13 protein-coding genes are annotated in these 14,435 nt (G+C 61.9%); 11 read left to right on the forward strand and 2 right to left on the reverse strand.

The features are described 5' to 3' along the window. The first annotated feature begins 51 nt into the window (after nt 1-51). From QEZ49_RS09545 to QEZ49_RS09565, 5 genes are all read left to right on the forward strand, one after another. Nucleotides 52-357, forward strand: coding sequence for a hypothetical protein (locus tag QEZ49_RS09545; RefSeq protein ID WP_280386344.1), 306 nt, complete (start codon nt 52-54; stop codon nt 355-357). After that, the gene (gene pheT, locus QEZ49_RS09550; protein WP_280386345.1) at nt 354-2,792 is read left to right on the forward strand and encodes a phenylalanine--tRNA ligase subunit beta; all 2,439 of its coding nucleotides are present in this window, start codon (nt 354-356) and stop codon (nt 2,790-2,792) included. Before QEZ49_RS09545 ends, pheT begins: the two co-directional genes overlap by 4 nt. A 134-nt stretch (nt 2,793-2,926) precedes the next feature. After that, the gene (locus QEZ49_RS09555; protein WP_280386346.1) at nt 2,927-3,523 is read left to right on the forward strand and encodes an amino acid transporter; all 597 of its coding nucleotides are present in this window, start codon (nt 2,927-2,929) and stop codon (nt 3,521-3,523) included. Nucleotides 3,524-3,833: 310 nt separating this feature from the next. Beyond that, the gene (locus QEZ49_RS09560; RefSeq protein ID WP_280386349.1) at nt 3,834-4,046 is read left to right on the forward strand and encodes a hypothetical protein; all 213 of its coding nucleotides are present in this window, start codon (nt 3,834-3,836) and stop codon (nt 4,044-4,046) included. 275 nt (nt 4,047-4,321) lie between these two features. Next, nucleotides 4,322-5,662, forward strand: a complete 1,341-nt coding sequence (locus QEZ49_RS09565) for an NAD(P)/FAD-dependent oxidoreductase (RefSeq protein ID WP_280386558.1) — start codon at nt 4,322-4,324, stop codon at nt 5,660-5,662. A gap of 114 nt (nt 5,663-5,776) precedes the next feature. On the opposite strand, the gene QEZ49_RS09570 is transcribed toward QEZ49_RS09565, so the two are convergent. Beyond that, nucleotides 5,777-7,186, reverse strand: coding sequence for a lytic murein transglycosylase (locus QEZ49_RS09570; protein ID WP_280386351.1), 1,410 nt, complete (start codon nt 7,184-7,186; stop codon nt 5,777-5,779). Between the two features lie 178 nt (nt 7,187-7,364). Here QEZ49_RS09570 and lepA point away from each other — a divergent pair, with 178 nt between their 5' ends. From lepA to QEZ49_RS09600, 6 genes are all read left to right on the forward strand, one after another. Beyond that, a complete protein-coding gene (gene lepA, locus QEZ49_RS09575; RefSeq protein ID WP_280386353.1) occupies nt 7,365-9,167 on the forward strand; it encodes a translation elongation factor 4 in 1,803 nt (600 codons plus the stop codon). Between the two features lie 277 nt (nt 9,168-9,444). After that, nucleotides 9,445-9,783 carry a hypothetical protein gene (locus QEZ49_RS09580; RefSeq protein WP_280386355.1) on the forward strand — a complete coding sequence of 113 codons (339 nt, stop codon included), beginning with the start codon at nt 9,445-9,447 and terminating at the stop codon, nt 9,781-9,783. A gap of 406 nt (nt 9,784-10,189) precedes the next feature. Then, nucleotides 10,190-10,912: a D-Ala-D-Ala carboxypeptidase family metallohydrolase gene (locus tag QEZ49_RS09585; protein WP_280386357.1), complete on the forward strand. Its 723-nt coding sequence runs from the start codon at nt 10,190-10,192 to the stop codon at nt 10,910-10,912. A gap of 522 nt (nt 10,913-11,434) precedes the next feature. Then, nucleotides 11,435-11,641, forward strand: a complete 207-nt coding sequence (locus tag QEZ49_RS09590) for a cold-shock protein (protein ID WP_068464790.1) — start codon at nt 11,435-11,437, stop codon at nt 11,639-11,641. A gap of 141 nt (nt 11,642-11,782) precedes the next feature. After that, nucleotides 11,783-12,067 carry a translation initiation factor IF-1 gene (gene infA, locus QEZ49_RS09595; protein ID WP_068464787.1) on the forward strand — a complete coding sequence of 95 codons (285 nt, stop codon included), beginning with the start codon at nt 11,783-11,785 and terminating at the stop codon, nt 12,065-12,067. A gap of 394 nt (nt 12,068-12,461) precedes the next feature. Further along, on the forward strand, nt 12,462-13,202 hold the full coding sequence (locus QEZ49_RS09600; protein WP_280386361.1) for a thermonuclease family protein: 741 nt from the start codon (nt 12,462-12,464) through the stop codon (nt 13,200-13,202). A 307-nt stretch (nt 13,203-13,509) separates the two neighbouring features. Here the strand turns inward: QEZ49_RS09600 and QEZ49_RS09605 are convergent, their stop codons facing one another. Beyond that, nucleotides 13,510-14,199, reverse strand: coding sequence for an SH3 domain-containing protein (locus QEZ49_RS09605; protein ID WP_280386363.1), 690 nt, complete (start codon nt 14,197-14,199; stop codon nt 13,510-13,512). Nucleotides 14,200-14,435: the final 236 nt, after the last annotated feature.

Below are 14,435 nucleotides of genomic sequence, written 5' to 3' on the forward strand. Positions count from 1 at the left end.
GGCTGATCGCGATTGTTGTCGTGCTGGTTGGGCTTGGGTTAGCTGGCATTCTTGCACTGGCAGCTAAGGGTCCGTCGTGCCTCCGGCTGGATTGTTTTTTTTGTCGGTCTGGCAGGCGGTCCGCTGACCCTGCTTGGCTTCTATCTCGCGCGCCTGCCGGGCTACCACGGGGTGTGCGTTGGATTGTTCGGCGACACTATGCCGTGCACTTTTTCTGAATTCGCCAATGCAGAAGCGAGCAAGCTCGTCTTTGGTTTCCCAATAGCGATTGGGTGGTTGATCATTTTTTTGATCGCTTACCTAATTAGCGTTTTCGCAAGTCCGACGACCACCCTGCGGAGCGATGGCACGCCATGAAATTCACGCTATCCTGGCTGAAGGATCACCTCGACACCAACGCTTCGCTCATTGAGCTGGAAGCGAAGCTGTCGGCGATCGGACTCGAGGTTGAAGGTATCGACGATCCGGCTGAGAAGCTGGGTGCGTTCAAGGTTGCACGCATCGTCGATGCGCGGCGCCATCCCGATGCTGACAAGCTGCAGATCGTGATGGTCGAGATCGAGCAGGGCGCGCCGCCGGTTGAAGTGGTGTGCGGTGCTCCGAACGCGCGCACTGGCCTCGTCGGTGTGTTCGCGCCGCTCGGCACCTACATTCCCGGCAGCGATATCACGCTGGTGAAGAAGCCGGTTCGCGGTGTCGTTTCCAACGGTATGATGTGCTCGGCGGCAGAGCTTGAGCTGTCCGACGAGAGCGCTGGCATCATCGAGCTGCCGGAGGACATGGCTGCGCGCGTGGGCGAAGCCTACATCGATGCGGCTGGCCTGAACGATCCCGTCATTGATGTGTCGCTGACGCCGAACCGTCCCGACTGCACCGGCGTGCGCGGCATTGCGCGCGATCTCGCTGCGGCTGGTCTCGGCACGCTCAAGCCGGAGCCGACGCTCGGCGCGGTGGAAGGCGATTTCGATTGCCCGGTGGATGTGAAGCTTGAGTTCAGCGCCGACACTGCCGATGCGTGTCCGGCGTTTGCGGCGCGCTATGTGCGCGGCGTGAAGAACGGCCCGTCGCCGGAGTGGATGCAGCAGCGGCTGCGCGCGGTTGGCCTGCGGCCCATCAATGCGCTGGTCGATGTGACCAACTACATCAGCCAGGATCGCGGTCGCCCGCTGCATGTCTATGATGCTGACAAGCTGAACGGCGCCATCGTTGCGCGCCTTGGCAAGGCGGGTGAAAAGTTCCTCGGTCTCGACGGCAAGGAATATGCGGTCGACGACACGATGTGCGTGATTGCCGACGCCAATGGCCCGCTGGGTTTTGGCGGCATCATGGGCGGCGAAGATTCCGGTTCGACGGAAGCGACCGTGAACGTGCTGATCGAGAGCGCGTATTTCGATCCGGGGCGTACGGCTGCAACCGGCCGCAAGACAGGCCTTGTTACCGACGCGCGTTACCGCTTCGAGCGCGGCGTCGATCCGGCATCGGTGCTGCCGGGGCTGGATCTTGCAACCGACATGATCCTGAAGCTGGCGGGCGGCAAGCCTTCCAAGCATCGCATGGCGGGCACGCCGCCGGTCGACCAACGCGTCATCGCGTTCGACTATGCGCGCGTTGCCAAGCTGAGCGGCATCGACGTTTCGGATGCGGAAATCACGCGCATCCTTGAGGCGCTGGGTTGCACAGTTGCGCAAGGCGGCAAGGGCAAGCCTGCGCAGGTGACGGTGCCGACATGGCGCCCGGACATTCACGGCGCGGCGGATCTGGTGGAGGAGGTTGTGCGTATCGCCGGCCTCGACCGCGTGCCGTCAACGCCGCTGCCGCGTCCTGAGGGCATCGCCAAGCCGGTGCTGACCGAGCGGCAGAAGCGTGCGCGTCGCGCGCGTCGCGCATTGGCTGCGCGTGGACTGACGGAAGCGATCACGTGGTCGTTCCTGCCGGAAGATGATGCCAAACTGTTCGGCGGTGGTGACGCGGCGCTGCATCTCGCCAATCCGATCTCGGTGGAGATGTCGGTGATGCGCCCGGGTCTGCTGCCGGGGCTTATCTCGGCGCTGGGCCGCAACCAGGATCGCGGTGTGCACGACGTCGCGCTGTTCGAACTTGGGCAGGCCTATCGCGGTGACGCGGAGGGCGATCAGTATCTTTCCGCTTCGGGCGTGCGCTCGGGCACGGCGAAGGCTGCAGGTGGCGGACGTAATTGGGATGGCGCGGCAAAGGCCGTGGATGTGTTCGACGCCAAGTCGGACGTGTTCGCGCTGCTGGCGTCGCTGAACGTCGATCCAACGAAGGCGCAGGTCACGCGCGATGCACCGGACTGGTATCACCCCGGCCGTTCTGGCACGCTGCGTCTCGGACCGAAGACGGTGCTGGCGCACTTTGGTGAGCTGCATCCGGCGACGCTGAAGGCGCTGGATGTCGATGGCCCGGTTGCGGCGTTCGAAGTGTTCATCGATGCGCTGCCGGCGCAGAAGGCCAAGGGCCGCACCAAACCGCGCCTTGAGATGAACGACCTGCAGGCGGTGCGTCGCGACTTTGCATTCGTGCTCGACAAGGACGTCGCGGCCGGTGACGTGGTGCGCGCGGCGGTTGGTGCCGACAAGGCGTTGATCCAGGATGTGTCGGTGTTCGACGTGTTCGAGGGCGGTGCGCTTGAGAAGGAAGGCAAGAAGTCGATCGGCATCGAGGTGGTGCTGCAGCCGACTTCGGAGACGCTGACCGACAAGGACATCGAGGCCGTTTCGCAGAAGATCACCGCGGCGGTGAAGAAGGCGACGGGCGGCGAAATCCGCTCGTAAGCCGAGGCGGGCGCTAAGCTGACACGCCAATACGACGCGCAGATTGCGGCGCGCCGTTGCTTGGATTGATCGGCTTGGTTTGGGCGCGCGACGGCGCGGCAGCGCCGCCCAAATGATGGAAACGCGCTTCAAACATGCAGCCGCCTTCTGACGATGCCTGGAGCGCGTGGGATCCTGAGCAACTGGCGCAGCGCCTTCGTGGCGTGCCGTGTGTCTGGTACGTCGTCGGCGGATGGGCGCTGGATCTCTGGCACGGCGAGCAGACGCGGCCGCATGACGATCTGGAATTCGCGGTGCTGCCGGACGACATCGCACGGTTTCGCGCAGCTTTGAGCGAACTGGAATTTTTCACCGCCCATGATGGCCAGCTGGAACATCTGGCTGCGGATGCTGTGCCCGCGCCTCACATCGGGCAGATGTGGGGGCTGGACCGGGAAGCCGGATGCTGGCGCGTCGATATGATGATCGAGCGCGGCACGCAAATGCGCTGGGTCTGCAAGCGCGACGAAGCCATTCATGCGCCACGCGCGGAGATGGTGAGCAGAAGCGCTGGCGGCATTCCGTATCTGGCACCGGAGGCGGTGCTGCTGTTCAAGGCCAAGTATCGGCGCGAGAAGGACGAAACGGATTTCGCGCGCGCTTTGCCGAAGCTTGATGCGGGCCAGCGGGAGCGGTTGGCGGACTGGCTGGCGATTATCCATCCGGGCCACGGCTGGCTGGAGAGCCTTTGAGGCGCGAGATTGCCGGGTGCGCTGGGAATTCGCATCGCACGCAAAATTTGCAAGCCGTTACAACCCACAGATGACTGGCTGATTGATGGCTGTCGTTGCCTGAAATGCCGGGGCGTGGGCGCAGAACGGCGGCGGCTTAGCGGTTTCTCAGGAGATTGTGTGCTTCGTGGTCCCTGAACCTGGGCCATGACCGCTTCGGACCTACCAGTCGGAAGCGTGGATCATCGGCCCGATCAAAAGGCTGGAGCGGCATCGCAATTCGAAAAAGTGCGATCGCGCTATAGCTGCGCGCAACGGGGAGCCCCACGCTATGATGGACAATCGCAAGTTTCTGATTTTCGGCTTCGTGGCCTGCATCCTGGCGGCGCTTGCTTACACATTTGTGTTCGCCGATCTGCCGTTTGCGACCGGCCCGGATTCCAAGGCGGCCATTGAGGCTGAGGAAGCCATGGAAGCGCAGACTGAGGCTCCGGCCCCGGTTCCCGCCGAGGCTCCCGCAGCCCAGCCGGACGCAGCGCAGTAATCAGCGCTTTCCGCTTTCGCTTTGGCCGGGTGCGGCAATGCTGCTGCCGCGTAACGCCTATGCGTCTGTGTGGCTAGCGCCGCACCGATATGCTGATGCTATAAGCCCGGTTTAGAGTGCTTCGAAGTTCTGCTGCGGAGCACCATTCCAAGGAATGGACCGAAGCGTCCTGTGCAGCGTATGCGGCCCGGGCGTTTCGCTGCCCGTAGGTTCACCACCCAAGAGGCGTGCCCGCGATGACCGAGATGACCACTGCCGATCTGCCCACCAAGATCATGCCCGTTGGCGAAGGCGACAAGGATCTGCCGCACATCGTCATCGTTGGCGGCGGCGCGGGCGGGCTGGAGCTGGCGACCCGTCTGGGCAAGAAGCTGGGCAAGACCGGCCGCTGGAAAAAGAAGAAGGCGGACATCTCGCTGATTGAGAAGTCGCGCACGCACATTTGGAAGCCGCTGCTGCATGAGATCGCGGCGGGCAGCATGGACGTGTCGCAGCACGAGCTGGAATATCAGGCGCAGGGCTACTGGCACGGCTTCAAGTTCCGCTACGGCGAGATGACCGGTGTCGATCGGGAAAAGAAGCTCGTCTATCTGGCGGCGACCTATGACGAGGAAGGCCGCGAGATCACGCCGGTGCGCTCGTTCCGGTATGACATTCTGGTGATTGCGATCGGCTCGGTCGGCAACGCGTTCGGAACGCCGGGCGTTGAGAAATACGCGATCATGCTGGATACACCCGTTCAGGCGGAGCGGTTCAACCGTCGCCTGATCAACGCGTGCGTGCGCGCCTATGCGCAGGAGGGCCCGGTGCTGCCGGGTCAGCTCGATGTTGCGATCATCGGCGCTGGCGCGACTGGCACGGAGCTGGCGGCGGAGCTGCATCGCACCGCGCGCGGCGTGGTTGCGTTCGGCCTCGACAAGATTGATCCAGAAAACGACATCAAGATCACGCTGATTGAAGCTGCGCCGCGCATTCTGCCGGCGTTGCCGGATCGCATTTCGCAGGGCGTATCGGAGACGCTGAAGGGTCTGAAGGTCGATATCCAGACCAATTCGCGCGTTACCGAAGTGACCGACAAGGGCGTGCATCTTGCCAATGGCAATTTCATCCCCTCGGAGCTGGTCGTGTGGGCAGCGGGCGTGAAGGGTCCGGCCGTGCTGGGCAACCTCGGCCTTGAGGTCAGCAAGTCTAACCAGCTTGTGGTGTCGCCAACGTTGCAGACGAGCGATCCAAGCATCTTCGCGATGGGTGATTGCGCCTATCTGGTGCCGGAAGGCGAGACGCAGCCTATTCCGCCGCGTGCGCAGGCGGCGCATCAGGAGGCCTCGCACCTCTATACTGAGATCCAGCGCAAGCTGAAGGGCGAGCCGCTGCGTCCGTTTAAGTATCGTGATTTCGGATCGCTGGTATCGCTGGGCCACTATTCGACGGTGGGCAGCCTGATGGGCTTCGTCGTTGGACGCAGCTTCATCATCGAGGGGCTGTTCGCGAAGCTGATGTATCGCTCGCTGTACAAGATGCATGAAGTGGCCCTGCACGGGCCGTGGAAGGTGTTTCTGGACACGCTGTCACGCACGCTTACGCGACGCACCGAGCCGGTGGTCAAGCTGCACTGACCTCCTGCTATTTCAGCACCGGCGACTCCGTTCGCGGAGTCGCCGAGCGCCAACAAAAAAAGCCCTCGGAGAAATCCGAGGGCTTTCAGTTTATGCAATGTGCTTGCGTGCGGATCAGCGGTTGCGGCGCAGCGCGTTGAGCAGTTCCGGCGTGGCGAACGAATCCGCTGGCAGGCCGAACTTGATCTGCACGTCCTTCACCGCAGCGCGGGTTTTTGCACCGGCCAAGCCGTCGACCTTACCGACATCATAACCGCGCGCCACCAGCTGACGCTGCAACTCCTTGGTGCCTTCATAGTCGAGGCCGTTGGTGTTGCCGCGACCCATCCCCATTGCGCCCGCGCCATCGATGCGGGTCGAGAGATAGGCGGCGGTGGTGGCGTAGTTCAGCGAGTTGTTCCACTCGGTGTAGATGTCGAAGTTCGGATAGGCGAGGAACGCCGGACCGAAGCGGCCCATCGGCAGCAGCAGCGATGCTTGCAGGTCGTCGGATGCTACAGGGCTGCCATTCGGATACTGGATGCCCCACTGCGCCCACTGCGAGCGCGGCAGCTTGATGGCCAGGTCGGCCTTGTCCCACGGCAGATCGCGGGTGACGCGCACTTCCTCAAGCCAAGGCTCGTTGGAGCGCCAGCCGAGGTTCTTCATGTAGTTGGCGGTGGAGCCGATAACGTCACGGTCGTTCGAGAACAGATCGATGCGGCCGTCGCCATCATAGTCGATCGCGTAATCGAGATAGCGGGTCGGCAGGAACTGCGTCTGGCCGATCTCGCCAGCCCATGAACCGATCATGGTGGAGGGCGTCATGTCTCCGCGCTCGATGATCTGCAGCGCTGCGATCAGCTCTTCGGTGAACATGTAGCTGCGGCGGCAATCATAGGCGAGGGTGACGAGCGCGGGCATGATCGGGAACTTGCCCATACCGGCGCCGAAGTCGCTTTCCAGTGCCCAGAAGCCGGTGATGACAGAGGCGGGCACGCCGAATTCCTTGGCGGCGCGATTGAACGTGTCGCTGTGCTGGGCAATCTTGCGCTTGCCGGACACGACGCGGTTCTGCGTTGCCAGGCGCTTCTGGAAATCCAGGAAGCTCATGGCGAAGAACGACTGCTTGCGGTCGCGCTGGATGATGGTGGGGTTGAGCTGGGTACCGTCGACAATGGCGACGGAACGGTTGCTCAGACCACGCTCGGCGGCGAGCTTGCGGAAGTCGCGCTTCCAGGCGTCAAACGACTGGGTGTTCTTGCAGTTGTCATTGGGCGGAGGATAGGGCGCCCGCTTTTCCGGGTGCGTCTCATGCGAGGTGACGGGCTGAACGCGGGAATTGGCGGCAACCTGCACCAGCGGCTGCAGATCAGTCTCAGCAGCCTGAGGCAGCTTCGGTAGCTGCGCGGAGCGGCTTGCGGCTCTTGGTGGTGGCTCCGTTTTGACGGCGGGAGAAGGCTCTTTCTGGGCCTGGGCGGGGTATCCCGCACCGAAAATGAAGGCCACGGCGGCAATTGCCGTACAGAATTTCAAAGCGTTCATCGGGCGTCCTTCGGCGTTTTTCACATTTTTCGAGGGTAACACAATCCCGCGGTATGTGGCCGCGTCAAGACACCGGCGGCCCTCGGGCATGCGGTATTTTCAGCCTTGCGAGAAAAAGGGGCTGCCAGCCAAGTTACAGCCCCTTTCTAGGCGGTTGGGGCAGTGCTATCTAGCCGCCATGACCGATACCTCTCACATTCGCAATTTCTCGATCATCGCCCACATCGACCACGGTAAGTCGACGCTGTCCGACCGGCTGATACAGCTTTGCGGAAACGTCGCCGACCGGGAGATGAAGGAGCAAATTCTCGATTCGATGGAGATCGAGCGAGAGCGCGGCATCACCATCAAGGCGCAGACAGTGCGCCTCGATTACAAGGCCAAGGATGGCCAAATCTATCAGCTCAACCTGATGGATACCCCAGGCCACGTGGACTTCGCCTACGAGGTTTCCCGCTGTCTGGCGGCCTGTGAAGGCGCCATTCTGGTGGTAGACGCTTCCCAGGGTGTTGAAGCCCAGACGCTGGCCAATGTGTATCAGGCGATCGATAACAATCTCGATCTGCTGCCGGTGCTGAACAAGGTCGATCTTCCGGCCGCTGATTCCGATCGCGTGAAGCAGCAGATCGAGGACGTGATCGGCATCGATGCCTCGGATGCGATCCCCATTTCCGCCAAGACCGGCCTTAACGTCGAAGCTGTGCTGGAAGGCATTGTCGAACGCCTCCCGCCGCCGAAGGGCGATGTCACCAAGACGCTGAAGGCCCTGCTGATCGACAGCTGGTACGACGCCTATCTGGGCGTTGTCGTTTTGGTGCGCGTCATCGATGGCTCGCTGAAAAAGGGCCAGAAGGTCACGCTGATGTCCACCGATGCCAGCTATCAGGTGGAGCGGGTGGGCGTATTCCGGCCCAAGCAGCAGATGCTGGACAGTCTCGGTCCGGGCGAGGTGGGCTTCTTCACCGCTGCCATCAAGCAGGTGGCCGATACGCGCGTTGGCGATACGGTGACCGATGCCAAGAATCCGACCAGCGAGCCGTTGCCGGGCTTCAAGCCGGCGCAGCCGGTGGTGTTCTGCGGTCTGTTCCCGGTGGATGCGGCGGACTTCGCCGATCTGCGCGAGGCGATGGGCAAGTTGCGCCTGAACGACGCCAGCTTCTCCTTCGAGATGGAGACTTCGGCTGCGCTGGGACTGGGCTTCCGCTGCGGCTTCCTGGGGCTTCTGCACCTGGAGATCATTACCGAACGTCTTGAGCGCGAGTTCAATCTCGATCTCATCACGACGGCGCCGAGCGTCATCTATCACATCTATCTAACCGACGGCAGCATGGTGGAGATGCACAATCCGGCCGACATGCCGGAAACGACGCGCATCGACCGCATCGAAGAGCCTTGGATCAAGGCGACGATCATGGTGCCGGACGACTATCTGGGCAGCATTCTCAAGCTGTGTCAGGACCGGCGCGGCCGGCAGAAAGAGCTGACCTATGCGGGTAACCGTGCGATGCTGGTCTACGAACTGCCGCTGAACGAGGTGGTGTTCGACTTCTATGACCGCCTCAAGTCGATCAGCAAAGGCTATGCCTCGTTCGACTATCAGATCATCGGCTATGAGCGGAACGATCTGGTGAAGCTGTCCATCCTCGTCAACGACGAGCCGGTGGATGCGCTGTCGATCATCGTGCACCGTACGCGCGCTGAAAGCCGTGGCCGTGCCATGTGCGAAAAGCTGAAAGAGCTGATCCGCCCGCACCTGTTCAAGATTCCGATTCAGGCGGCGATTGGTGGCAAGGTTATCGCGCGTGAAACGATCAGCGCGTTGCGCAAGGACGTGATCGCCAAGTGCTATGGCGGCGACATCAGCCGTAAGCGCAAGCTGCTGGAGAAGCAGAAGGCCGGCAAGAAGAAGATGCGCGAGTTCGGCCGCGTGGAAATTCCGCAGGAAGCCTTCATCGCCGCGCTGAAGATGGACGACGACTGATCTGTGCCTGATGGTGAGCGTTGCGTGCGCTATGCAGGTTTTTGCGCACGCACGCTCATTGGCACGGCCTAGACGGCAACCTTTATGGGCCGTGCTGCGTTGATCGCTCGGGGCCGTCGCACAGGGGACCCATGCGACGGAACCTTAGTCTCATCACCGTTCATGTGGACATGACATCGCCGCGCTGTTGCCGCGCGAATGCCATTGATGCGCGGCATTGTGCGCGCAACCCATGTATCTGGAATTTGATCGCCCTTGGCTTGAAAGGAACGTGACCGTGAAAGTGAAATCGTCTGTTGCCGCGCTTGTGTGTGCTTCATTGCTGGTGCCGCTTGTTCAGACGCAGGCGGTCGCTGCGCCGCTGCCGAAGCCCGCGATCACTAATGCTGACAGTGACGTGACGCTGGTGCATCGCCGCGGCCGCGGTCCTGCCACCGGTGCTGCAATCATTGGCGGTCTTATCGCTGGCGCCATCATCGCTTCATCGGTGCGCGAAGGCCGTGCCGAAGAGCGCGATCTGCGCCGCTGCGAACGCGATTTCTACTCCTTCGATCGCCGCACCGGCACCTACATCAACCGCTACGGCGACGAGCGCATCTGCCCATATCTGCGCTAAATCCTGCCGACATCCGCACGCGCATAATACGCGTGCATAGGGTGCGGTAATGCGTTGATGCAACAGGCAAGAATTATAACGGGGCGCCGATTGAAAAATCGGCGCCCCGTTGCTTTTTTAGAGACGCATACGGCGCATCGACGCAGTCGGTTAACCTTGCCGTATTCTTACCCAATCCTGTGGCAATGTGCGGCCAACCCGGAGCGGGCCGCTGTCGAGGCAGCGAGGCGCATACCGCCGCCCTTAACTGAGGCGAGACGGACCGGGGACTGAGCAGGATCGTTCACACGGCGGCTGGCTGATTGCGGCTCTGTGGGGGAATGGTCCGGCGTTTCAAACCGATCGGGCGCCAGCGATCCCATGCAGGGTAGGGCGGCCCGAAATCTCGACATATCCAGGAGTACCCATGATCAAGCGGCTCTCCACCGCAGCGATCTGCGTTGCGCTCGTTTCCATCCATTCCGCCGTTGCTGCGCCCAATCCGGGCTCGAAAACACCACGGCAGGCCAATGGAACCGCGGAAGTGAAAGCAGACCCCAGAACCAACGCCCAGTCAGAAACGAAGGCTGTCTACGGCGCTGACGTAAGGCCCGCCGAAGACAAGAAGCCTGTAAAGCGCCTGGCCGATGCCAGAGGCGCGCCGCGCAAGTGTCTCTCGGCGCCGGCGCGTGCGCTGCTCGATCAGATCGAAGAAAAGTTCGGTCCGGTGCGGGTTATCTCCACCTGCCGTCCGGGTGCGCGCATCGCGGGATCCGGCCGCATTTCACGCCATGCCAGCGGCAATGCGGTCGACTTTGATGCGGGCAACCGCAAAGGGGCGATCGTGAGCTGGCTCGTGGCCAACCACAAGAAGGGTGGCACGATGACCTATCCGAGCATGAGCCATATCCACGTCGATATCGGCCGCCACTTCGTTTCCCTGGCTGGTGGGCGCAAGACGGCCAGCCGTTCCAGCGGCAAGCGCAGCCGCCACGCTTCGTCGTCGGGCTCGCGCTACTATGACGGCGACGCCTACTACGGCGGACGTTCGTCGTATTCGTCGCGGGCGAGCTACGGTGGCGGCGGCAGCTATTACGGCAACGGCTCTGGCACCGGAAGCTATTCCGGCGGCTATGCCACGATTTACTGAGGTTGCGGCCGGTTAGCCGGGGCGAGCATCGGTGCTTTTGCGCCGCTGCAGCGTCCGGAAGCCGATCACGAGAATGTCCAAGAGGGCGTCAGGCGAAGGCTTGGCGCCCTTTTTTGTACCCCGGTTGAGAGGACGGCCCGTGCACGGAAGCGCAATCCGCGGGTTTCGGCAAGGATTTGAACACCTTCCACCAAGAAATCCGCCGCAAAAATGCCGCGATTTGACAGCGGCGCAAACAGGCTTCAAGGTAATGCCACTTCTACGCCTTTCTATAGCAAGTCTTGAGAATCATGGGTCTTTGCTGTCGCACTTGGTCTCCGCACGGGGCCGAGAACAATTTCGTGTGCCTAACCAACGCCGCCTTGCCTTTCGGGCTGGACCAGTCCATATAATGCGGATCGAACACGCCTTGGTTCACTCTACGGCGGTGCCATCGTGCGCCGACACTGGACGTCTCCATCGCGCGATTTGATCTACCCGGGGCAACCCGGGCAATTTGCCTACCTGCTTTGGAGAGACTTGATGGCAAACGGCACCGTAAAGTGGTTCAACGGTCAAAAGGGCTATGGCTTCATCCAGCCGGATGAAGGTGGCAACGACGTTTTCGTGCACATTTCGGCTGTTGAGCGCGCTGGCCTCTCGACTCTGCGTGAGGGTCAGAAGATCGCTTACGAGACCGAGACCGGCCGGAACGGTAAGGTGGCTGCAGTTAACCTGCGTCCGCTCTAATCGACTGCGGATTTATTTCCGCTTAGGGGAGCGGGCGCGGTCTGCTCCCCTAATGCTTTTCTGACTTCCGATTTTTTGCACTCCCCGTGCTCACACGCGCAGCGGCGTCTGTCTGCAGCGCTGCTTCACCTAAGGAACCTGATGGCCAAGGAAGAGATGCTCGAGTTCGAGGGCGTGGTGGAAGAAGTGCTTCCCGATGCCCGCTGCCGCGTGAAACTCGACAACGGACATGAAGTGGTCGCCTACACCTCTGGGCGTATGAAGAAAAACCGCATCCGTATCCTTGCCGGTGACCGTGTGACGATCGAAATGACGCCCTACGATCTGACGAAGGGCCGTATCAACTTCCGCCACAAGGATGTTCGCGCAGGTGGACCACCACCGCCGCCGCGCCCCGGTGGTCCAGGCAACTTCCGTCGCCGCTGATCTGATTGATGCCTGTGTCTGCGCATTGCGCGGGCGGTTTGATAGCCGGGTAACGCCGCAAGGCGTTGGCCCGGCTTTGTGTTTGGGCTGAGCTTCTCGCCCTCTTCAGTTCGTGTGCGGACTGTCTCTTCGTGCCGCCGCTGCTTTGCTGCGCGTGCCAAGGTCTAGAGCCTTCCAGCGTTTCGTTGAATCGCGGAACGGCTCTAGCTGTCTGTTTGTCGTGCTTCTTCTCGGAAAACCGGTTCCCACTTTTCCGGAAGCATTCAGGGTGCGGCGGCAGGCGTTGTCTTGTTTTCAGCGCGCGGGCATCGTCGCCACAATTCCCCCGTTGATTGCGTAATACGCACACGACTCCGCCAAGGTTGAGTCAAACGAATCAGCATTTGTTGGAGGCATGTATGTATGTCTCTCGCGTTTGTTCTCCCGTCGACCGGTGGCGTCTGCGCTGGTTGGCGTTCTCGCATTCGGCGGACTGTCGTTGCTGCCCTCCGACGATGAAGCCGCAGCACGCGTTGTTGCCAGCGGCGATGCCACGCTCAGCGGAACCGCACGGGTGATCGACGGCGATACGCTGGAGATTGCTGGCCACCGCGTACGCCTTGAGGGGATTGATGCTCCGGAGACGGGGCAGGTGTGCGCCCGCTCCGGTGGTTCAGGCAGCTGGAGATGCGGTGAAGCGGCGGCCGAGCGGCTGGCCAGCCTCGTCTTCCAGCGCACGGTGAGTTGCGAAAACCGGGGCTATGACAAATATCGCCGGATGCTGGGCATCTGCTTTGTCGGCGACACCGACGTCAACGCGCAGCTTGTACGCGAAGGCCTTGCCTGGGCGTTCGTGAAGTATTCGGACACCTATGTGCGCGAGGAAGCGCAGGCGCGCGCGTTGCGTGCGGGTGTGTGGCAGGCTGAAACCGCGCCGGCATGGGAATATCGCGAGCAGCGTTGGGCGCATGCGGAGCAGGTCGCGCCTGAGGGCTGCGCCATCAAGGGCAACATCACAGACAAGGGCCGCATCTACCACATGCCGTGGGGCCCCTGGTACGGCAAGGTGAAGATTGAGGAGGCAAAGGGCGAGCGCTGGTTCTGCAGCGAGGCGGAAGCGGCCGATGCGGGCTGGCGGCCGGTGGTGGCGCAGTAGCGGTTGGTGTCAGGCCAGCTCTGCCGAGCGAGATGACCAAGCCTGCGTGGCTCTGTGCAGTGCTGCTTCAATTGGGCTTGCGTCAGGACGCGTTTGGTTCGGTCTGCGTTGCAGTGCTCGATTTCGTCATCGGGTGCGGATGTGTTGATCTGTGTCCGTGCATGTATCGTTTACCGATATTTGTGCGCGTAACTTCGCAGTGCTTTGACTGACGCGCATGAGCTTGAGGCATTGGCATAACAAAAACGCCCCCTGCGGCAGTGCCGAGGGGGCGTTTGCATTTTTTGTGACCGTTACGCGCTGAAAATCAGCGGCGATATTCGCCGCGATCAGGTCCGCGGTCGCCACCGCCGCGGTGATCTCCGCCACGGTGGTCGTTGCCGCGACGGTCATCACGACGATCAGGGCCGCGGTGATCGTGTCCGCGGCTATCACGGCGATCCGGACCGCGATAGTGGTCATGGTTGCGATGATGCGGCTGACGGTTCCAGCGCTGTGGCGGCGCCTTCATGCCACGCGGAGCGTTATAGCCATCGCGCCACCAGCCAGCACGGCGCTGACCTGGAGGAGGTGCGCGCCAACCCGGGCGCGGCCGTACCTTGTAGCCGTACCAGCGATTGCGCTCGGCGTACCAGGGGCGTCCGACGTAGTAGCGGCCCCAGTAATCGCGGGCGCTGAAGGTGACATACGGAATGCGGAATGCTGCCAGCCCGATATCGGGCACGGCAACCATGTTGCCGCGATAATCGAAGGCCAGATATTCGCTGTAAACCCAACCGCGATCCGGTCCCCAGCGAACATCGCACCACGATTCATCGCGCAGGCAGCCTTCAATGTAGATTGGCTCACCTTCGGGGATGACGCCGATGCTCGGGAAGTCGATGTCGGGTCCGGTGCGCATATTCACGTTGGCGGTCGAGTACCCGGGCTCTGCCTGGGCCGCCGCCGTGATGCCAAGCGTCGCCAGAACGGCGACGGCGGCAAGGAAGCTTCGCATTATCATTTTCGTCCGATTGCTCCTGGTTCGGGTCAAAACCCCTCGACTGACCATCAGGCCCCTAACCTTGGCGGTGTCTTGGCAGGGACAGGGCCTTTCGGTGGCATTCAGTTGTCGGCGGGTTTTTGGGTCGGTTCAGCGGTGTGGAGGGAGGTTGGTGGCGGTCTGACGGGACTACGTTGCGGGCTTTTGAGATCCGTCGCATGGGAGCGTTTTCGCGCATTCCAGCGACAGGA

Source organism: Hyphomicrobium sp. D-2 (genome assembly GCF_029872155.1).
GTDB lineage: Bacteria > Pseudomonadota > Alphaproteobacteria > Rhizobiales > Hyphomicrobiaceae > Hyphomicrobium_A.